The organism is Bradyrhizobium sp. SRS-191 (assembly GCF_024586915.1).
Classification (GTDB): domain Bacteria; phylum Pseudomonadota; class Alphaproteobacteria; order Rhizobiales; family Xanthobacteraceae; genus Bradyrhizobium.
Window position 1 is genome coordinate 334,051 of the sequence record NZ_JANBVS010000004.1, and the last position, 19,787, is coordinate 353,837.

The 19,787-nt window shown below is 65.4% G+C and carries 21 protein-coding genes; 14 read left to right on the plus strand and 7 right to left on the minus strand.

Annotated elements, in window-relative coordinates; genetic code table 11:
- Positions 1–48: 48 nt before the first annotated feature.
- A complete protein-coding gene (locus NLR35_RS10320; RefSeq protein WP_257166448.1) occupies positions 49–969 on the plus strand; it encodes a metallophosphoesterase in 921 nt (306 codons plus the stop codon).
- A gap of 60 nt (positions 970–1,029) precedes the next feature.
- Positions 1,030–1,479: a tol-pal system-associated acyl-CoA thioesterase gene (gene ybgC, locus NLR35_RS10325; RefSeq protein WP_257166449.1), complete on the plus strand. Its 450-nt coding sequence runs from the start codon at positions 1,030–1,032 to the stop codon at positions 1,477–1,479.
- Positions 1,480–1,488: 9 nt separating this feature from the next.
- Here the strand turns inward: ybgC and NLR35_RS10330 are convergent, their stop codons facing one another.
- Both NLR35_RS10330 and NLR35_RS10335 read right to left on the minus strand, forming a co-directional pair.
- Positions 1,489–6,261: a DUF3320 domain-containing protein gene (locus tag NLR35_RS10330; protein WP_257166450.1), complete on the minus strand. Its 4,773-nt coding sequence runs from the start codon at positions 6,259–6,261 to the stop codon at positions 1,489–1,491.
- A gap of 148 nt (positions 6,262–6,409) precedes the next feature.
- Complete coding sequence (locus NLR35_RS10335; RefSeq protein WP_257166451.1) at positions 6,410–7,054, minus strand: glutathione binding-like protein; 645 nt, start codon at positions 7,052–7,054, stop codon at positions 6,410–6,412.
- A 91-nt stretch (positions 7,055–7,145) separates the two neighbouring features.
- Here NLR35_RS10335 and NLR35_RS10340 point away from each other — a divergent pair, with 91 nt between their 5' ends.
- Entirely contained in the window at positions 7,146–7,817 is a 672-nt protein-coding gene (locus tag NLR35_RS10340) for a TetR/AcrR family transcriptional regulator (RefSeq protein ID WP_257166452.1), read from the plus strand.
- Between the two features lie 4 nt (positions 7,818–7,821).
- Here NLR35_RS10340 and NLR35_RS10345 read toward each other — a convergent pair whose 3' ends face one another.
- Positions 7,822–8,787 (minus strand): glyoxylate/hydroxypyruvate reductase A, encoded by a 966-nt coding sequence (locus tag NLR35_RS10345; RefSeq protein ID WP_257166453.1) that lies wholly within the window; start codon positions 8,785–8,787, stop codon positions 7,822–7,824.
- Positions 8,788–8,876: 89 nt separating this feature from the next.
- Between NLR35_RS10345 and NLR35_RS10350 the strand changes: the two genes are divergently transcribed.
- The 5 genes from NLR35_RS10350 (at position 8,877) to NLR35_RS10370 (ending at position 11,913) form a co-directional block, all read left to right on the plus strand.
- A complete protein-coding gene (locus tag NLR35_RS10350) occupies positions 8,877–9,230 on the plus strand; it encodes a hypothetical protein (protein WP_257166454.1) in 354 nt (117 codons plus the stop codon).
- 99 nt (positions 9,231–9,329) lie between these two features.
- Positions 9,330–9,698 (plus strand): YciI family protein, encoded by a 369-nt coding sequence (locus NLR35_RS10355; protein WP_257166455.1) that lies wholly within the window; start codon positions 9,330–9,332, stop codon positions 9,696–9,698.
- Positions 9,695–10,966, plus strand: coding sequence for an RNA polymerase sigma factor (locus NLR35_RS10360; protein WP_257166456.1), 1,272 nt, complete (start codon positions 9,695–9,697; stop codon positions 10,964–10,966). Before NLR35_RS10355 ends, NLR35_RS10360 begins: the two co-directional genes overlap by 4 nt.
- Before the next feature lie 137 nt (positions 10,967–11,103).
- Positions 11,104–11,472 carry a DoxX family protein gene (locus NLR35_RS10365; RefSeq protein WP_257166540.1) on the plus strand — a complete coding sequence of 123 codons (369 nt, stop codon included), beginning with the start codon at positions 11,104–11,106 and terminating at the stop codon, positions 11,470–11,472.
- A 21-nt stretch (positions 11,473–11,493) separates the two neighbouring features.
- Entirely contained in the window at positions 11,494–11,913 is a 420-nt protein-coding gene (locus NLR35_RS10370) for a VOC family protein (protein WP_257166457.1), read from the plus strand.
- Between the two features lie 5 nt (positions 11,914–11,918).
- On the opposite strand, the gene NLR35_RS10375 is transcribed toward NLR35_RS10370, so the two are convergent.
- Both NLR35_RS10375 and NLR35_RS10380 read right to left on the minus strand, forming a co-directional pair.
- Positions 11,919–12,365, minus strand: coding sequence for a hypothetical protein (locus NLR35_RS10375; RefSeq protein ID WP_257166541.1), 447 nt, complete (start codon positions 12,363–12,365; stop codon positions 11,919–11,921).
- Positions 12,366–12,373: 8 nt separating this feature from the next.
- On the minus strand, positions 12,374–13,177 hold the full coding sequence (locus tag NLR35_RS10380; RefSeq protein WP_257166458.1) for an SDR family oxidoreductase: 804 nt from the start codon (positions 13,175–13,177) through the stop codon (positions 12,374–12,376).
- A gap of 951 nt (positions 13,178–14,128) precedes the next feature.
- On the opposite strand from NLR35_RS10380, the gene NLR35_RS10385 reads away from it, so the two are divergent.
- Positions 14,129–15,499 (plus strand): hypothetical protein, encoded by a 1,371-nt coding sequence (locus NLR35_RS10385; protein WP_257166459.1) that lies wholly within the window; start codon positions 14,129–14,131, stop codon positions 15,497–15,499.
- A 240-nt stretch (positions 15,500–15,739) separates the two neighbouring features.
- Here the strand turns inward: NLR35_RS10385 and NLR35_RS10390 are convergent, their stop codons facing one another.
- Entirely contained in the window at positions 15,740–16,258 is a 519-nt protein-coding gene (locus NLR35_RS10390) for a helix-turn-helix domain-containing protein (protein ID WP_257166460.1), read from the minus strand.
- A 115-nt stretch (positions 16,259–16,373) separates the two neighbouring features.
- On the opposite strand from NLR35_RS10390, the gene NLR35_RS10395 reads away from it, so the two are divergent.
- The 5 genes from NLR35_RS10395 (at position 16,374) to NLR35_RS10415 (ending at position 19,261) form a co-directional block, all read left to right on the plus strand.
- Complete coding sequence (locus tag NLR35_RS10395; RefSeq protein ID WP_257166542.1) at positions 16,374–16,913, plus strand: dihydrofolate reductase family protein; 540 nt, start codon at positions 16,374–16,376, stop codon at positions 16,911–16,913.
- A gap of 316 nt (positions 16,914–17,229) precedes the next feature.
- Positions 17,230–17,886: a glutathione S-transferase family protein gene (locus NLR35_RS10400; protein WP_257166461.1), complete on the plus strand. Its 657-nt coding sequence runs from the start codon at positions 17,230–17,232 to the stop codon at positions 17,884–17,886.
- Positions 17,887–17,997: 111 nt separating this feature from the next.
- Positions 17,998–18,411, plus strand: a complete 414-nt coding sequence (locus NLR35_RS10405) for a YciI family protein (RefSeq protein WP_257166462.1) — start codon at positions 17,998–18,000, stop codon at positions 18,409–18,411.
- Positions 18,412–18,442: 31 nt separating this feature from the next.
- Positions 18,443–18,859, plus strand: coding sequence for a YciI family protein (locus NLR35_RS10410; RefSeq protein WP_257166463.1), 417 nt, complete (start codon positions 18,443–18,445; stop codon positions 18,857–18,859).
- Between the two features lie 30 nt (positions 18,860–18,889).
- Positions 18,890–19,261: a hypothetical protein gene (locus NLR35_RS10415; RefSeq protein ID WP_257166464.1), complete on the plus strand. Its 372-nt coding sequence runs from the start codon at positions 18,890–18,892 to the stop codon at positions 19,259–19,261.
- Between the two features lie 108 nt (positions 19,262–19,369).
- Here the strand turns inward: NLR35_RS10415 and NLR35_RS10420 are convergent, their stop codons facing one another.
- Positions 19,370–19,771, minus strand: coding sequence for a DUF1398 domain-containing protein (locus NLR35_RS10420; protein ID WP_257166465.1), 402 nt, complete (start codon positions 19,769–19,771; stop codon positions 19,370–19,372).
- Positions 19,772–19,787: the final 16 nt, after the last annotated feature.

Here is a 19,787-nt window from a genome sequence, read left to right on the forward strand (position 1 = left end):
ATCGGTTGCAATGAGCGAGGAAAAGGATTGCGTGCGAGGAGTTCGTCCATGCTGTCACGCCGTCGCTTTCTGAAATTCTCAGGCGCTTTCGCCGCCACCGGTTTTTCCACCGCCACCTACGGCGTCGGCATCGAGCCGCTCCGCCTCGGCATTACCGACTATCATATTCATCCACGCGGCTGGCCGGCCGGGCTGAAGCTGAAGATCGCGGCCATCGCCGACATTCATGCCTGCGATCCCTGGATGTCGCTCGCGCATATCGACGGCATCGTGCAGCGGACCAATGCGCTGCGGCCGGACCTGATCGTGCTGCTCGGCGACTACGTCGCCGGTCATCGTCACCACATCGGACGTATCGATGCCTCGGACTGGGCGCCCGTGCTGGGCGGATTGAAAGCGCCGCTCGGCGTCCACGCCATTCTCGGCAACCACGACTATTGGGACGACAAGACTGTGCAGCGCGACGGCCGCGGCGCGCCCTACGCCCAGAAAGCGCTCGAGGCCGCCGGCATTCCAGTCTACGAGAACGAGGTCGTGCGACTCACCAAGGATGGACATGCCTTCTGGCTGGCCGGCCTCGGAGATCAACTGGCCTATATGGCGGCGCGCCGCTTCCGCTCGGTGCCGCGGATCGGAATTGATGATCTTGCCGGCACGCTGCGCAAGGTCACGGACGGTGCACCGGTCATCTTGCTTGCGCATGAGCCTGACGTGGCATTGCGCGTGCCGTCCCGGGTCTCGCTGCAACTGTCTGGTCACACGCATGGCGGCCAGGTCCGCGTGCTCGGCTGGTCGCCCGCCGTGCCGGCCCGCAACGGCGTTGACCTTGCCTATGGCCACATCCGCACGCAATGCGACGTGATCGTCTCCGGCGGTCTCGGCTGCAGCCTGATGCCCGTGCGAATCGGCGTGCCCCCGGAGATCGTGCAGGTCACGATCGGCGGGGAACAAATGGAGGTGACGTCTTAAGCTTGCGCTCGCGGCTGACTTGCGCGAAACGATCGCATGTCCGGCGATCGAGGATTTCCAATGACCCAACAGCATCTCGACGGCGAGATCCGCGACGGCCGTCATCATATGCAGGTGCGCGTCTACTACGAGGACACCGATTTTTCAGGCATCGTCTACCACGCCAACTACCTCCGCTTCATGGAGCGCGGCCGCACCAATCATCTGCGGCTGATGGGCGCCGAGCAGCATGCTCTCTTTGCAGAGGCAGCCAGCGAAGCCCCGGGCTTCGCCTTCGTCGTGCGCTCGATGACGCTCGATTTTCTTCGGCCGGCGCGCATGGACGACGTGCTCGATGTCGTGACCTGGCCGATCGCGGTGAAAGGTGCCTCGATCACGCTGGCGCAGGAGGTGCGGCGCGGCGAGGAGGTGCTCGTCAAGGCCGAGGTCCGCGTCGCCTTCATCTGCGGCGGCAAGGCGCAGCCGATTCCGAAGGCGCTGCGCGACCTGATGAAGGCCGACCTCGCCTAGTCTGGCCGGTCAAGTGGGTGCGGCCGGGGAGACCTCCTGCGGCTTGGTCAGCAGCTCTCCCTCGCGACGCAGGCCGCCGGCGTCGATGAGATCCTCGAGGCCGCCCTGCACGGCTTCGCGCAGCTGGGCGCTGGTGGATCCAAAGCCGAACAGGCGGGCGACCGCCTGGATCAATTGGTCCTCCTCGGCGCCAAAGTTCTGCTCGACGACCTGCAATATGGCGGCCTTGATCTCATCAGGCGGCAGCATCTCGGGCTTGCGCAAGGTCGTCGATTGTACGTCCTCGCGGTTGCGCACGACGATCGTCTGGCCGGGCACGACATAGAACGGACCTCCAGCGATCTGGCCTTTCGCGACCGCCGCGTTCAGCGCCGCTTTCACCGCATCGCGAATGCGATTGCCGGCGCGGGCAAGGCCCCAGGCCGACCTGATGCGGACGATGATTTCCGATTCATGCACCGGCCCTTCGACGGCGACGATCTCGACGACATGCTTCGTCATCGTGGCAAGCGACGTCTCGTGCGGCTCGGTCTCCCGGCGTACCCGCAGCTTGGCCTCCTCGTAGGGCGCCATCATTGGCGTTGGAGCGAGGACCGCCGGAGGGCGGTCGTCGGTCGGCTCCGGCGCGCCGACATCGGCACCAACTGCAGGCTCGGGCCGCTTTGCAGCAGTCCCTTCGTCGACCTCCCTCCAATGCGCCTTCGCGGCGTCGATCGCGCGAAGCACTTTCTCGGTCTCCTCCTTGGGACGCAGGAACCAATCGGTCGACCAGATCCGATGCAGCACCCAGCCGTGCGCTTCCAGCACGTTCTGTCGCAGGCGATCGCGATCACGCGCCGATCGCGACGCGTGATACTGCGCGCCGTCGCATTCGATACCGAGCAGGAAGCGACCCGGCTTGTCCGGATCGACGATCGCAAGATCGACGAAGAAGCCGGCGGTGCCGATCTGGGTCTTCACATCGTGGCCGAGCGCCCGCAGCTTTGCGGCGACCTGCTCCTCGAACACGGAATCTGGATCGCGGCCGGTCTCCTGTGCGATGCCGAGCTGGCCCGTCTGCGCAAAGGTCAGGAACGTCTTCAGCGCCGCCATGCCGCGGCCCTTGGCGCGCGACAGGTCGATGTCGTCGCCGGTGATCGAGGAGAACACCTCGCAGCGCAGCTTGGCACGGGAGATCAGCACGTTCAGCCGACGCTCGCCGCCGTCCGAGTTCAGCGGGCCGAAGCTCATCGAGACGAACCCCTCCTTCGTCCTGCCGTAGCCCATCGAGATGAAGATGACGTCGCGCTCGTCGCCCTGGATGTTCTCCAGGTTCTTCACGAAGAACGGCTCGCTGGTCCCGCGGGAAAAGAACTCCTCGGTGTCGGGGCGCTCCTTCCGCAAGACTTCGAGCTGGTCCTGAATCGCTTGCCGCTGGGCCACGGAGAAGGTCGCCACGCCGAGGCTTCTCTCCGGCATCTCACGCGCATGACGCATGACCGCCTCCGCCACGATCCGGGCCTCGCTCGGATTGGTCCGGCTGCTGCCGCGTTCGTAATGCGCATCGGGGTTGTAGTTGAACTTCAGCCCCATCCCGGCGACGGCGTCATAGGGGCTCGGCACGATGAACAGCCGGTTGTCATAGAACTGCTTGTTCGACACCGCGATCAGCGACTGGTGCTTGCTGCGATAGTGCCAGTTCAGCATCCTGTGCGACAGACCCTTGGCGAGACAGAGATCGAGAATGCTCTCGGCATCCTTCACCTGGAAGGTCGGCTGATCTTCGTCGTCGCTGTCCTCCTCATCGTTTCCGGTGAGCTTTGCGAAGAAGCGCGTCGGCGGCAGCTGCCGTTCGTCGCCGACGACCACCATCTGCCGGCAGCGCGCGACTGCGCCCAGCGCATCGACCGGCTCGATCTGGGAGGCTTCGTCGACGACGAGCAGGTCGAACGCCATCGCGCCGGGCTTCAGGAATTGAGCGACGGACAGCGGGCTCATCAGGAAGATCGGCTTGATCTGCTGGATGACCGGACCCGCGCGCTCCAGGAGTTGGCGGATGGGCAGGTGATTGCGCTTCTTGGCGAGCTCGCCGTTGAGCACCCCAAGCGGACCGATGCCGCCAGCGTTGCGCGGCAGCGCCGCGGCATGCTCATGGGCGATCTGGTCGCGGGCGAGCTGCATGCGCTCGACATCGAGCTTGCGGAAGCCGTCGACCAGCCTGTCATGCGATTCGCCGTCGAAGCGCTTGAGCTGCGGATGCTGCGCAAAGATCACGCCGCGCATGGCGTCGTAATAGGAATTGTCGAAGGTCTGTACCAGCGCATCGCCCGGCAGCGTGCCGTCCAGCGTGCGGTCGGCCAGCGCTGTGAGACCGTCCGCGCGGGCGCGCCGGACGCGCTCCATGAATGCGATCCAGCGGGTGAGGCGTTCTGTCGAACTCTGCCACTCGGAAAGGGTCTGCGATAGTTCGTCTACACGAAGCCGATCGCCGGGGTCGAGCGGAATGCGGCCCGGCTCCATCTGGAGAAAATCGATCAGACGCTGAAGGCTGGACCGAAGGCCGGTGAGATCGTTCTTGAGTTCATCGATCGCCTGCCGGTCGTCAGCGGACAGCGTCAGCTGCGTCAGGCGTTGACGAGTCTCGTCATTCGCGAATGGTTTCGGGAAGGCGTTCCACCAGGCTGTCAGCTTCGCAAGCGCGTCCCAGTCCGACTGCTCCTTCCGCCAGGCCGTGCCGAAAGCCGCGCTGCCGGCACTATCAACCGCTTCGAAGGACTTGCGCGCGGCTTGCGCGGCGATGAGACCATCGATCAGCAGCAGGCGCTGGTCGAGCGATTTCGGCATGGGTACCTTCAAATAGGAGGTCAGCAGCGCCATCTGTGCGCGATAGCTAGCGCTCAATATGCGCAGCCAGGAACTGCCCTTCTCGGCAATGACCTTGCGGCAGTCGGCCATCGAGGCATCCCAGGCGGACTCGACGAACGCCGATTCGAATGCGGCTTTCAGTTTGGCGTAGCGGACCCCTCTGTCGACGACGTCGGCAACCTCCTGCGGCCGGCTCCAGATCGGGTCGCGAAGAGCAGCCTTGTCGCTCTCCGGCATCGCGGCGGTGGCTTCGGCTAACGCCAGCAGGCCCACAGCATCTGCCAACGTCGACGGCAGCGGCACCTCCAATAGAGCGCCGATGCGTGAGGTGCCCGTCCCGACGCGTCCAAGCAGGCTTGAAGTGTCGCCTAGCAGCTTGCGCAGCTCCGCCATCTCGGCCGGATCCAGCGCGTCACGGCCGACGCCGCGCCACGGGTGTTGATGCGGGGCTCCGTCGGCGGCAATCCGCTCGGCAAGTTCTGCGATCAGCTCGCGCCGTCGTTCCAGGTCCAGCGGAGTCCAGGACGGCGCGCCTTGCAATGGCAGCGCCGGGTGGGTGGATATCTCGCCGCAGCGGACGAGGTGGCCGAGCAGCCGGAAAGGTGTCAGCTCGCTCGGCTGATGCGGCTGGTGCATCATGTCGGCGTGGTGATTGAGAGCGTCGCGACTGTCGGTCAGGCGCTGGACCAGGGTTGCCTCGCCCCGCGGCACCGGGACCGCCGCGGATTTGCTGCGCTTCAGCTCTTCGAGCAGCACGCGCTTGTTCGCCTTGTTGGAGTGCAGCTCGAGCGCGAGGGAGCCAAGACCGACGGCCTTCAGCCGCCGGTGTACGACGTCCAGCGCTGCCATCTTCTCTGCGACGAACAGCACCGTCTTGCCCTCGGCCGCAGCAGAGGCGATGATGTTGGTGATGGTCTGCGACTTGCCGGTGCCCGGTGGTCCCTTCACGACGAGGTCGCGGCCGCGAACCACCTCCTCGATCACCACGGCCTGCGATGAATCGGCATCGACGACGTGGTTCATCGCGATCGGCTGGATCACGGGATCGATCTTGCCGTTGTCGGGGACGATCGGCTCACTTGCTTCGAAACCATTCTGCAGCAGCGCCGCGATCAGCGGATGCCGGTCCAGCGCGCCGTCGGAAGGCCAGTTTTCCGGATCGAGGTCGCGATACATCAGGAACTTGGAGAATGAGAAGAAGCCGAGGACGATCGCGTCTGCCCTGACTTCCCATCTCTTCTTGTTGGCGACGGTCTCCGCGATGCCCGCCAGATAGGCCGCGATGTCGACATCGTCCTCGTCGCCGAAATCGGCGACCTTCAATCCGAACTCGGCGTCGAGCTTGGCCTGGAGCGAGAGGTTCGGCGAGGGCGGCTCGGCGCGCGAGACCAGATGAAACCGATCAGCTGCGCTGCTGCGCTCGAGACGCACGGGCAGCAGGACGAGCGGTGCGAACCGTTCGGTGTCCGACTTGTCGTCCTCGAACCATTTTAGCAGGCCGAAGGCGAGATAGAGGATGTTGACGCCCTGTTCCTCTTCCAGCGTGCGCGCGTCGTACCAGATGTCGAGCAGGCGCTTCTGCAGCGCCTCCGACGACAAGCGTGTCTGGAGCCGTGTGTCGGCTGGACGGCTTTGCGTCTCCGATTCGTTGTTGGTCTGCTCGCCGTCGACAGCCGGTGCGTTGGGCGGGGGAAGTGGCAGCGTCGGAGCCGATGCCGTTTCCTGCTCCGCAGAGGTCAGGGTCTTGCTCGGAAGAAAGGTGAAGCGCTTGCCTTCGCCGAGCAGTTCGAACAGCGTCGCGGAGCGTGCGCCGACGATATCGATCGTGCGGGTGGTCTTGGTCTTGAGCGGGATGTGCACGAGCCGGTTGCGCGTGCCCAGATCGAGCAGCGCGCGCCGGTCCGCCAGCAATCGGTCTCGTACGGATGTTCCTGCCACCTGCAATCCTCCTGCGATTCGAGGATTGCAACCCGAACTCTTCGCGGTCAAGCGTTCGGCGCGGTGGAGTGGTGTTCATTGAACGCAGGTTCGCCTTCCTTGCAGAGGTCTCATCTCCCCGGCAGAGGGAGATGAGACTCGTGCGCGTCTATGCCGCGGCCTTGTGCCGCGCGAGTTCCGCCTTGTAGAGTTCGAACTCCTCGGCAATGGCGCGTGCGATCGACGGCCGCGCGCGCAGACGCTCGTAGTAGGCTTTCACCGCCGGCCATTTGGCGAGCTCGATCGGCGGCGTGGCCATCGTCCAGTTGATCACGGTCACGAGATAGGCATCGGCGACGGTGAAATGATCGAGCAGAAACTCGCGGTCATCAAGATGAGTGTCGAGATGATCGAGCCGCGACAGGTTCTTCTTGAGGACATGGACCTTCATCTCCTCGGGCGCGGTCCTGTCGAGGATTGGAATGAACAAGCCCTTGTGAAGCTCGGTGCCGATGAAGCACAGCCATTGATGCAGCCGGCTGCGGTCCATGCCGGGCCCGGTGCCGAGCTTCGCGGCGGCGAAACGGTCGGCGACGTATTGAAGAATGGCGGCGTTCTCGGTCAGCAGCTCGCCGTCATCGGTACGAAGCGTGGGAACGAGGCCGAGCGGATTGACGGTGCGGAAGTCCGAGCCGTCCTTGCGCACGATCTTCGTCTTCGGATCAACCTCGAGATAGTTTGCCTGCGCGCCGGCTTCGTAGAGCGCGATGCGCGTGGCGAGCGAACAGGCGAGTGGCGAGAAATACAGGTCCATTGGACGTCTCCCTGGGGCTCCCTATTGGAGCGTTGATTGATTTTTATACTGTCTTGCATAATATAACGCGGGCCAAGGAATTTAGTGCGAAATGGTACAAAAAAAGAAAGGGCCGCCGAATGGCGACCCTCCGCATAAGAAGGAAGCAGCGGCCGCCGAGCCGAAGCGGCGCGGGCGGCCGCGTGCCTATGAACCGGAGGTCGCGCTCGGCAAGGCGCTCGATCTGTTCCGGACAACCGGGTTCGCGGCGACCTCGCTCGATGATCTCAGCGCCGCCACGGGCATGAACCGGCCGAGCCTCTATGGCGCGTTCGGCGACAAGCGCGAGCTCTATATCAAAAGCTATCAGCGCTACCGCGACAACGCGCGCGCCCTGATGGGCGACATCTTCCGCAACGACTGGCCGGTGCGGCGGCAGCTCGAGCAGATCTTCGCCTCGGCGCTCGACATCTATCTGTCCGGCGAGGAGGGGCCGCGCGGCTGCTTCACGGTGATGACGGCGGGCTCGGAAGCGGTCGCCGATCCCGATATCCGCGCCATGGTGCAGAATGCGCTGACCGAGCTCGACAAGGCGTTTGGGCATTGCTTCCGGCGCGCCAAGGAGAAGGGCGAGCTGGCTGAGAACGCCGATCCCGCGGTGCTGGCGCAGCTGGCGTCGGCGACGATCCACTCCATTGCGGTCCGCGCCCGGGCGCGGGTGCCGCGGAAGGAGCTGGAGGCGATCGTCGCCGGTGCGATCGATGTGATGCTGGGCGGCAAGTGACGCCTCAGTACCCCCTGACGCGATCGACCAGGTTGCGCAGCGCGCCGCCGGCCTCGAAGGCCGCGATCTGTTCGCCCACATAGCGCGAAATCGCGTCGGCGTCGGTGTCGGCGGCATTGTGCGGCGTCAGCACCACCTTTGGATGGGGCCAGAACGGGCTGTCGGCCGGCAGCGGCTCCTGGCCGAACACGTCGAGCGAGACGGCGCCGAGCGTGCCGTCGTCGAGGCAGGCGAGAATGTCGGCCTCGTTCTGCAGGCCGCCGCGGCCGGCGTTGATCATGATCGGCGCGCCGAGCGGGGAAGAGCGCCGGAGCCTCGTGAACATCCTGCGGTCGAGAATGCCGCGCGTATCCGGCGTCAGCGGCAGCAGCGACACCAGGATATCGGTCCGCGCCAGGAACGCGTCGAGCTGTGCCGCGCCGTGGAAGGTCTCGATGCCATCGACCTGCTTGTCGCTGCGGCTCCAGCCGGCGACCTGGAAGCCGATGCGCTTGAGCACCTCGGCTGCGTCGATCCCGAGCGTGCCGAGCCCGAGAACGCCGACATTGATGGCAGCTGCCGGCCACTGATATTTCGGCGCCCAGCGCTTCACCCGCTGCGACTCCCGCAGATACAGCTCCTGGCGATGATGCATCAGCACGTGGAGCACGACCCATTCGGTCATCCGCTGCGTGAGATCGTCGACGGCCACGCGCACCAGCGGTACGCTCGGCAGGGACTTGTCGGCCATCAGCGCGTCGACGCCGGCGCCGAGGTTGAAGATGACGCGCAGGTTCGGAAAGCCGGCGAGCTCGCCGGGCACCGGCTTCCACACCGCGGCGTAGTGCACGTCGGCCGGATCGAGGCTCGCATCCGGCAGCAGCACCACGGGCCGGTCGCCGCAGACGTCGTCGAAACGCGCCTTCCAGCGCTGCGGCGACCAATTGTCGGTGCCGCCATGGATCAGGAGCGCCAGCGCGCCTTTGGTCATTGCAGGGTCCTCTGAGCTTGCGTGATCTGCTCCACATACCAGATCGCGCGGACAGGCCAATCTCCGGTCATCAACACGGAGACATCGTCATGCGCAAATTGCTTCTCGCGGCCGTTCTGGCCATCGCGTCCGCCTCGGCCCAAGCCCAGGCCCAGACCATCGACGTCGGCTCGATCCTGTCGGCCAACGGCATCTCCATCGGCAAGGGCGGCGGTCAGCAGGGTGGTGGCGCCTCGGGCATGGCGCAGGGCGCCGGCCAGCAGGGTGGCCAGAGCGCCGCCGGTCAAGGACAGGGCCAAGCACAGGGACAAGGCCAAGGGCAGGGGCAAGGGCAGGGGCAGGGCCAGTCGCAGCGGCAGGCCGGCCGGGCCAAGCAGCCGCGCGAAAGCGCCCAGGAGACGCGTGCGCGCAACATCGCGGCCAAGTACGGCATCTCCTGGTAGGTGTGCCGTTCCTGCCGGCGGAACCCGCGAAAATTGTTCGCGGGCCTGTCGGCTCCAGGCATACTCCGCCGTCTTGGAGACGAAGGGAGAGGCCTGCCGATGCTGTATGCGCTGCTTTGCTATCACGATGAGGATGTCGTTTGCGCCTGGAGCAAGGACCAGGATGCAGCTGTCATGGCCAAGCTCGCGGTGATCCAGGAGCGGCTCGCCAAGCAGGGCCGGCTCGGGCCGGTGGCGCGGCTGCTGCCGACCACGGCGGCAACGACCTTGCGCAAGGAGGATCCGCCGCTGGTGCTCGATGGTCCCTATGCCGAGACCAAGGAGCAGCTGCTCGGCTTCTATCTCGTCGATTGCGCCAATCTCGACGAGGCGCTCGACGTCGCGCGCGAGCTCGGCGAGGCCAATCCCGGCGGCTCCTACGAGATCCGTCCCGTCGGCACCTTCCGGCCAGGTGGGGCGCTGGCATGAGCGACGCGGCCTGGATCGATGCAGCCCTGACATCAGCTCGCCCCCAGGCCGTCGGCGCCTTGCTGCGCTATTTTCGTGACCTCGACACCGCGGAGGAGGCGTTTCAGAACGCCTGCCTGCGCGCGCTGAAGAGCTGGCCGCAGAACGGGCCGCCGCGCGATCCGGCGGCGTGGCTGATCATGGTCGGGCGCAACGCTGCGATCGACGATGTCAGGCGCACCCGCCGCGAGCAGCCGTTGCCGGAGGACGAGGCCATTTCCGATCTCGGCGACGCCGAGAGTGCGGTCGCCGACCGGCTCGACGGCTCGCATTATCGCGACGACATCCTGCGCCTGCTGTTCATCTGCTGCCACAAGGAGCTGCCGGCGACGCAGCAGATCGCGCTGGCGCTGCGCGTCGTCTCCGGCCTGACGGTCAAGCAGATCGCCCGCGCCTTCCTGGTCAGCGAGGCCGCCATGGAGCAGCGCATCACCCGCGCCAAGGCGCGCGTCGCGCAGGCCGACGTGCCGTTCGAGACGCCGGGCGCGGTGGAGCGGTCCGAACGGTTGATGGCGGTCGCCGCCATGATCTATCTCGTCTTCAACGAGGGCTATTCCGCAAGCGGCGAGACGGCCGCGTTGCGCCAGCCGCTCTCCGAGGAGGCGATCCGGCTGGCGCGGCTGCTGCTGCGGCTGTTTCCGGGCGAGCCGGAGATCATGGGGCTGACGGCCTTGCTGCTGTTGCAGCACGCCCGCAGCGCGGCGCGCTTCGATGCGGAGGGCTTGCCGATCCTGCTGGACGACCAGGACCGCACGCTGTGGAATCAGCCGCTGATCGCCGAAGGCCTGGCGCTGATCGACAAGGCGATGCGGCATCGGCGCAGCGGTCCCTATCAGATCCAGGCGGCGATCGCGGCGCTGCATGCGCGCGCGGCGAGGCCTGAGGACACCGACTGGACCCAGATCGACCTGCTGTATGGCGCGCTCGAAGTGGTGCAGCCGTCGCCGGTCGTGACGCTCAATCGTGCGGTCGCTGTCTCCAAGGTGCGCGGCGCGCAGGCTGCGCTCGACCTGATCGCGCCGCTGGAGGGACGCCTTGCCAACTATTTCTACTTCTTCGGCGTGCGCGGCGGGTTGTTGATGCAGCTCGGGCGCAACGACGAGGCGCGAACGGCGTTCGACCGCGCCATCGCGCTGGCGCACAGCTCGGCGGAGGCGGCCCATATCCGCATGCAGCTCGATCGGCTGATGCGCGACGGCGCGACTGCGCAGGCCCGGGCAGGACAATGATGCCGGGCTGAGATCGGCGCGAAAATTGTCTGCGTTCGTGTCGGCGGAGTGAGGCCTCCATCGTCCTTGGAGCAGCATCATGGGAGGAGCTTGGAATGTCGACGATCACCTTGGACCAGCCGGTCTCGCGCGCCGAATTGTGGGGCGGCCGCATCCTGAGCGGGCTGGTGATCGCGTTCCTGCTGTTCGACGGCGCGATCAAGCTCATCCCGCTCGATGTCGTCACCCAGACGATGGATCAGATGGGCTATGGCGGCAGCGACGGCCTCGCGCGCACGCTCGGGCTGATTACGCTGCTCTGCACCGTGCTCTATGCGCTGCCGGCGACCTCGCTGCTCGGCGCGATCCTGCTCACCGGCTATCTCGGCGGCGCCATCGCCTCGCATGTCCGCACCGGCAGTCCGCTGTTCAGCCACGTGCTGTTCGGCCTCTATCTCGGACTGATGGTGTGGGGCGGGTTGTGGCTGCGCGACCGCCGGCTGCGCGCGTTGCTGCCGCTGCGTTGATTTCAACCAAGGAGGATGTCGATGATCTGTCCCTATCTCACGTTCAATGGCGATTGCGAGCAGGCCCTCAAGCTCTATGGCGAGGTGCTCGGCGCCAAGGTCGACATGATGATGCGCTATGGCGAAGCGCCGCCGGAAATGCCGTCGGCGCCGGAGCACAAGGACCGGATCATGCACGTCCGCTTCTCGATCGCGGGCGATGTCGTGATGGCCTCGGACTCGCCGCCCGAATATTATCAAGGCAAGCCGAACGGCATCTCGGTCTCGCTCCAGATCGCCGATCCGGCCGAGGCCGAACGCAAGTTCAACGCGCTGCTCGAGGGCGGTGCGATCACCATGCCGTTCGGCAAGACCTTCTGGTCGAAGGGCTTCGGCATGGGCGTCGATCGCTTCGGCATCCCCTGGATGATCAATTCCCCGGCTGACGGCTACGAGGCCTGACGCCGCTAGCGGCACGAGGGGTACATCGCCTTCAGATCGCGCCCGCGCAGCAGCAGCAGCCGCGACGTCAGTCCGCCGCGGCGCTCGATCCAGCTGCGCACCGGCGCGGGATAGGTCTGCAGCACCAGCTTCGAGGCCTCGGGCTCTGCATAGATGCGGCCGCGGCGATCGACCGAGCGCGCGGCGTGAAAGCCGAGCGCGGCGCGCCGCGTCACGCAGATGCGCTCCTCGGGCACGACGCTCAGCACCAGCGTGCAGGCGGACAAACAAGGGCCGTCGATCACGACGCGCTCGCCGGAGGCGCGCACCTTCTCGAACAATGTGAGGAACGATCCGACCTCGCCGCCGGGCGAGGAGATGATGCGGACATCCGCCCGCGCCAGCATGGTTGCGATCACCCACAACGCGGCCGCGAGCAGCAAGGTCAGGATGATCCGCAGCCGGCTCGGCATCGTCGTCCTCATGCGTTCCTGCGTTGACCTCGCAAGGTCGGCAGTCCAATTCCGGCCGCGTCGAAACCGCCGTCCACCGCGAGCACCTGGCCCGTGATGTAGCTCGACCGCTCCGAGCTCAGGAAGAAGATGGCTTCCGCCAGCTCCTCTTCAAGCCCGTACCGGTTGAGCGGAATGGCGTCGTGATAGTCCGCGCGAATCTCCGGCGTATGCACCGCCTTGGCCATCGCGGTTTCGACCGGGCCGGGCGCCACGGCGTTGACGCGGATGCCGGCGGAGGCAAGCTCGACCGCGAGCTGTTTGGTGAGATGCGCCAGAGCCGCCTTGCTGGTGCCGTAGGCTGAGCGCAAGGTCGAGGCACGCACGGCCGAGATCGAGGTGATGTTGACGATGGCGCCGCCGCCATGCTCGCGCATCAATGGCACGGCCGCGCGCGTGCACAGGAACGGTCCGGTCAGATTGACGTCGAGAATGCGCTGCCAGTCGGTCTCGCTGGTCTCCATGATCGGCGCGAAGCGGGCGACGCCGGCATTGTTCACCAGCGCATCGAGGCGGCCGAATCGTCCGGCGATCCGCTCCAGCGCGTCGGCGACCGTCGCTGCATCCGAAACGTCACAGTGCAACGCCAGCGTTCGCTCGGGAGATTTGAGCGCAAAAGTGGCTTCGTCGAGCAGCTTGGTCTCGATGTCGAGCAGCGCGACGCGCCAGCCCTCCTGCAGGAATCGCTTGGCGGTCGCAAGCCCGATGCCGCGCGCCGCCCCTGTGATCAGGGCGACCTTGTCGCTCGGCGTCGTCCTCAGTGATTCCGTCACGGCAATCGCCTCCTCCGGCCGGCGGCCCGGCTCTTGCTCGTTGTGGCTCCTAGCACGCGCTGCGCGGAGCAGCTGTGAAGGCCGTCACAAATCCTCAGTGTGCGTTAAATCCAGCTTATGGAATGCCGACAGCGCAGCGAAGTTCGCGAGCGTTGTCAAACAGCCAAGGGTAGTAACTGCCGCAGCAGCTCGCGTTCTCGCAGCGCGGGAGCGCTCGAGTGTTGCTGGTATCTGTGTCCCTCGCGATCGGAGGGAGCAGGGAAGACCGGGAGCTCGCCGCCCCCATGGTCCCCGTGCGGAAGAGATGCACGGGGCAGGAACCACAGGTTCGGCTGAGACATCCCGGCCTTCCCTGCACGATGGGCTGATGGCTTATACGTGCTCTCCCCGGGGACCGGCTGTCTTGCCCCCGTTTCCGCCACAATGCGCACACGCATCGGACACGGCATCAGCTTCGGGATGCCAGGACCACACGATTTCGCCGTACGCGCCGCGTTGTTCGTCTGCGTGTCTACTTCTGAGCATGATCTCGTCAGAAAGCTGTGGCGCAATGTGCGTCAACGCTCTCCGGTTCCGAATCATGCTCCACGCTGCAACATCGACGCGTCCACCGCATCCCGCTCCCCACGTTCGTGACGACCGCGAAACGTCCCTCTCGATCGGGAACAGGACGTGGCTAAGAGAGCATGAATTCTGAAAAAAAGAAAGAAGAATTTGTTAACGGGAAGGACTGGACAAGGGTGATCGGCTTGAAAGTCTTCACGAAACAAGTTTCCTGGCGCAACGGGATCGATGGCGCGCCAAGGGGCGCAAAGGCTTCCAAAGGGGCAGTCCGTGCCGGCGGCGAGCGTATCTCCCCGGCTGATTTGCCCGTCGGGTCGTGTGCGCGGGGTTCTCTCTTGGACGAGCCCCGAGCTGGTAGCGTAAAGTCAAAGTCTCGGTAGAATCGATATGCGCGGTCACGTCATCAGCCAGCGAATCACATCCCTCTCGTGGAGCACGGAGCAGCCGGTGCGTCGGCCTGCCGGCGTGCTGCGCGCGCGGCGCGCGTTGCTGCTGTCCTGCGTCGTCATGGTGGGTCTGACGGCGCAGGGCGCCGCCTTTGCGGCAGACGGCCCGGTTGCCGTGAAACCGGCTGCGACGGAGCAGGCCGCGCAAGCGCCTCAGCCGCAGAAGACAGAGCCGTTGAAACCCGAGCCGCAGAAGGCGGACGCCAAGGCCGAACCGCAAAAGGCCGAATCGCAAAAGGCTGAACCGCAGAAGGCCGAGTCGCAAAAGCCGGAGTCCCAGAAGGCAGAACCGGAGACGGTGGGACGCCCGGCCGAGGCACAGGCGCCCGCTCCCAAACTCGTCGTTCCGTCGACCGAGCCCGCGAAGCCGGTGACGGCCGAGCGCAAGACCGACACGAAAAAGACCGACACGAACAAGATCGACACGAACAAGACCGACACCAGGACGGCGGCGCGCGACACCAAGGACGGCAAGAACCTCACCGTTCCGCAACGGATGCTGCCGCCGGATGTGGCGCAGATGATCGGGCGCAAGATCTGGCTCAACGAAGCCGGCGGCCGGCGCGACGCGATCACCTCCTGGAATGCCGGCGAGGAATTCGCCTCGCTGGGGATCGGACACTTCATCTGGTACCCAGCCACCGCGAAGCCGCCTTATGAAGAAGGCTTCCCCGGGCTGGTCGCGTTTCTGCGCAAGGGCAAGACGCCGCTGCCGGCGTGGCTGGACAAGACACCGGTCCCGGCCTGTCCGTGGACCAGCCGGGCCGACTTCAAGCGCAATTTCAATTCGCCGCAGATGAAGCAGCTGCGCCAGTTCCTGCTCGACACGATGGCGGAGCAGACCCAGTTCCTGGTGGCGCGTGCGCAAGGCGCCATGGACAAGATCCTCGCCAACACGCCCGACGGGGCCGAGCGCGAGCACATCGTCGCGCAATATTCGCGCGTCGTCCGCGCCTCGGAGGATCTGTATCCGCTGATCGACTACATCAACTTCAAGGGCGAGGGCACCAACCCCTCCGAGACGGCGGTGGACAAGGAGACCGGGCAGCGCCAGGGCTGGGGTCTGAAGCAGGTGCTGCTCAAGATGAACGGCACGACGACGGAGCCGAAGGTGGTGCTCGCCGAATATTCCGACGCGGTGCAGGTCGTGCTGCAGCAGCGCGTCCGCAATCTGCCGTCCAACCGCGTCTGGGAAGCGGGCTGGCTGCGGCGCGCGGAGACGTATCGCCGCCCGATCGCGCAGCTCGAGCAAATGCCCGAACGGCCGACGCGCAAATCGTCACGCTATCGGGCGGACAATACGGCGTTCTGAGTCGCAAGCGGCGCGTGCCTGCCATCAAGGCAAAGGTTGACTGCTCTCAGAGAGCTGAGCAGTTGTTGTCACCGTCATTCCGGGGCAATCGTCAACACGCTGGCGTGTTGACGATTGAACCCGGAATCTCGAGTTTGTTGAGAACGAACGCGAGACCAGATCGAGATTCCGGGTTCAAGGCCTGCGGCCTTGCCCCGGAATCACGGGGCAGGCCGGCGCGAGTCCGCAACGCGCGTCGGATCAAGCCTTGCCCGCCGCGGCCTTGTTGTCGGCGACCACCTTCTGATACGCCGCCTGGAGTCGCTCGCCGACGCTGGGTCCTGCTTTCTTGCGCATCTTCACGCCGAGATGGATCTCGCGCAGCTCATCCATGAACTCGGCCCACATTTTCGGTCCGCCCTCCATCAGCAGCCGGGCGCGGATGCCGAGCTCCTCTGATACCGGAAGATATCTGTAACCCCATCCGGCCATCTGGGCGAGGATCGGCAGCAGCTCGATGCCCTGCTCGGTCAGGGAATAGATGCCCTTCTGCTTGTGGCTCGGATCGTCCTGGCGGCTGATGATGCCCGCGGCGAGCAGCGTCTTCAGCCGGTCGGCGAGGATGTTCGAGGAGATGCCTTCCTGGGAGCCGCCGAGCAGCTCGCGGTAGTGCCGGCGATTGCCGAACATCATGTCGCGGATGATCAGCAGACTCCATTTGTCGCCGACCACTTCGAGCGTGAGGTTGATCGGGCAGCCGGAGCGCTGAGGGTCGGACATCGAGATCTCGTGGGAACGGTCGGAAACAAACTGCTTGCAATATCGCATCGGTCTGGGCATCCTCCAACTGCTTGCAAAATAAAAGCAGTTTGGGAGGTGGCCCGTGGCGAGGCTGGTGATGTGGAACATGATGACGCTCGACGGCATGGTCGCGGGCGCGAGCGGCGACATCTCCTGGCATGAGGACGTCTGGGGGCCCGAGCTGGAGCAGTTCTCCGAGGCGCAGCTGCAGGAGGCGGGCGGCCTGGTATTTGGCCGGGTGACCTATGATCTCATGGCGGGCTATTGGCCGACGCAGCAGAGCGTGATCGCCGAGTTCATGAATGCGATCCCGAAATATGTCGCCTCCCGCAAACTGTCCGATCTCGCATGGTCGAATGCGCACCTCCTGGGCCGGCAGCCTGCGGCGGAGATCGACAGGCTCAAGAGGGACACCGCCAAGGAGCTGTTCCTGTTCGGCAGCGCGGATTTCGCCGCGACGCTGATGGCGCATGATCTGATCGACGAGTACCGGATCGCGATCAATCCGCGCGTGCTCGGCCACGGCGCGCCGCTGTTCAAGCCGGGGCAGGCGATCAAGCTGCGGTTGATCGACAGCCGCGCCTTGTCGAGCGGTGTGGTGATCGTGCGCTATGTGCCGGCGCGGGAGAAGTAAGAGCATCCTTTAGCGGTTTGCCGTCTGTCACGGGTGCTGGACCTAATGTCATTGAGGTGCGACCCCGATGCCGCGTCCGCGGTGTACCTCGCCCCGCCTGCGGGGAGAGGTCGGATCGCATCTCAAGATGCGATCCGGGTGAGGGGTACAGGTCCATCAACAAACACTTCCCGTGCGGCTGCCCCTCACCCCAACCCTCTCAGCGCGAGCGAAGCTCGTCGCGCCCCCGTGGAGAACGGGGAGAGGGAGCGCACCGCCGGTGGCGGGCGAGATTTACCTCATAGCGCAGGCCTCATGACACGCATCAGGAGCAACCATGTCCCTCACCATCTACTATCACCCTCTCTCCTCGTTCTGCTGGAAGGTGCTGATCGCGCTCTATGAGAACGACGTTCCGTTCTCGCCGAAACTGGTCAATCTGGGCGATGCGAACGACCGCGCCGCGTTTCTGAAGCTTTGGCCGGTCGGAAAGTTTCCGGTGCTGCGCGACGAGGTGCGGCAGCGCACGATTCCGGAATCGAGCATCATCATCGAATATCTCGACCAGCATTTTGTGGGGACGACGCGCTTCATTCCGGACGAGCCGGATCTTGGCTTACGGACTCGGTTGCGCGATCGTTTTCTCGATCTCTATCTGCACATGCCGACGCAGACTGTCGTGTTCGACCGGTTGCGGCCGGGCGATGCGCGCGATCCGTTCGGCGTCGCCGAGGCGAGGACGCGGCTGCGGACGTCCTACGCGATGCTCGAGGCGGAGCTGCCGGCGGCCGGCTGGGCGATGGGCGAGCACTTCACGCTGGCCGATTGCGCGGCCCTGCCGGCATTGTTCTACGCTGAGAGGGTGGAGCCGTTCGGTGGCGAGCTGGCGAGGGTGCCGGCCTATCTCGAACGCCTCAAGGCGCGCCCCTCCGTCGCGCGTGTCCTCACCGAGGCCGAGCCCTATTTCCACATGTTCCCCGGCGAGCCCGGCTGAGGGTGCCTCTCGACGAAAATAATTGCACAGCCCCTGTCGGCGGGCATGGTTGCCGATCGTCTTGCTGAGGAGAGCAGGGAGACCTGCCGCGGCAGCAGGGAGAGAGTGATCATGCGGTTCATGGCGATCGTGAAGGCGACGCAGGACTCGGAAGCGGGCGTGCTGCCGACATCAGAGGAATTCGCCGAGATGGGCCGGTTCAACGAGGGACTGATCAAGGCCGGCATGATGGAGACGGGTGAGGGCCTGCATCCCACCGCCAGGGGCGCGCGCATCGATTTCTCCGCCGGCGAGCCTCGCGTGGCGCACGGCCCGTTCAAGGACACCGGCGATCTCGTCGGAGGCTACTGGATCATCAAGGCGGCTTCGCTCGATCAGGTGATCGACGCCATGACGCGTGCGCCGTTCCCGAGCGGCCAGGTGGAGATCCGCCGGATCTACGCCGCGGAGGATTTCGGCGAGGCATTGACGCCTGAATTGCGCGCGCAGGAGGACCGGCTGCGCGCGCTGGCGGGGAACGGCTGACCGTCACGCAATCAGGCCAGGAGCAGACGTGATGCGATTCATGATGCTGATGATCCCGCTCGGTTACGAGAACGCGCCGCCGGATGTGCCGCTCGATCCCGAACGAGCCGCGGCGATGATGCGCTACAACGAGACGCTAAAGGAGGCTGGCGTGCTGATCACGCTGGAGGGGCTGCATCCGCCGTCAATGGGCGCGCGGGTGTCGTTCCCCGGCGGCAAGCCGGTCGTCACCGACGGTCCGTTCGCCGAGGCCAAGGAGGTGCTCGGGGGCTTCTGGATGATCGAGGTCGGCTCGCGCGAGGAGGCGATCGCCTGGGCCAGGCAATGCCCGGCGTCCGACAACGAGATCATCGAAATTCGCCAGGTGCAGGAGATGGCCGACTTCTCCGACGATGTGCAGCAGGCGCTGGCCGGCTTTGCCGAGCTGCCGCATGCCGGGCGAGCCTGATCAGTTCATTTTCAACAGGGAGGACGTGCAATGAGCGACAACAGCAACACCTATTTGGCCGTGTTTCTCGGCAGCAAGACGAGCCAGGCCGCGAAGGACTGGGAGGCGCTGCCGGAGGCCGAGCGCAACGCCCGGGGACGGCAGGGCATGATGGCGTGGCATGCCTGGGTCGAACAGCACAAGGACGCGATCGTCGCGTTGGGCGGTCCGCTCGGCAAGACCAAGCGGGTCGACAAGGGCGGCATCAACGACATCGCCAACGAGATGGGCGCGTTCAGCGTGGTCCGCGCAGCCTCGCATGAGGATGCGGCGAAGATGTTCGTGGACCATCCGCATTTTGCGATCTTCCCGGGCGAGCGGGTCGAGATCATGCCGGTGCTGCCGATTCCGGGTGGTGTCTAGCCTGACTTGCGGGGATCGCGCAGCTGCGGCCGCGCGATCTGCCGCATCCGTTGCGATGAGTTGATGGGAGCGTTTGGCCCAGCGATCCGCGCACGACGGGCATTCGCGTCAGCCGGGAAAATGCTCGACGTGCGTCTCGGCCGAGCGGCCGAAATAGACCACGCGGCGGCCGAGAAACGACACGATGTAACCGGCGCAGCCGGCCGCTTTCGCCTTTTCGGAGAAAGCCGCGTAGCTGTAGTCGGCGGAATTGCTCTGCGCCCAGCGGACGAGGTGCTCGATCATGACGGCATCGAATGCGGAGCCGACCCGTGCGGCCGCCTGTTGCATCGGGAGAGTCAGATGATCGCCGCCAGGCAAATACCAGGTCTGGGTGTTGCAGCGATAATCGACCGCGTAGCTTTCGAAGCCGGCTGCGATCAGCCGGCCCACGATCTCGGGAAAGCTGAGGCTTCCATCATGGGCGGCATCGAGACAGGTCTTGGCAACGGCAATCTGGTCCGCGTCCATGTCGACATCCTTTTTC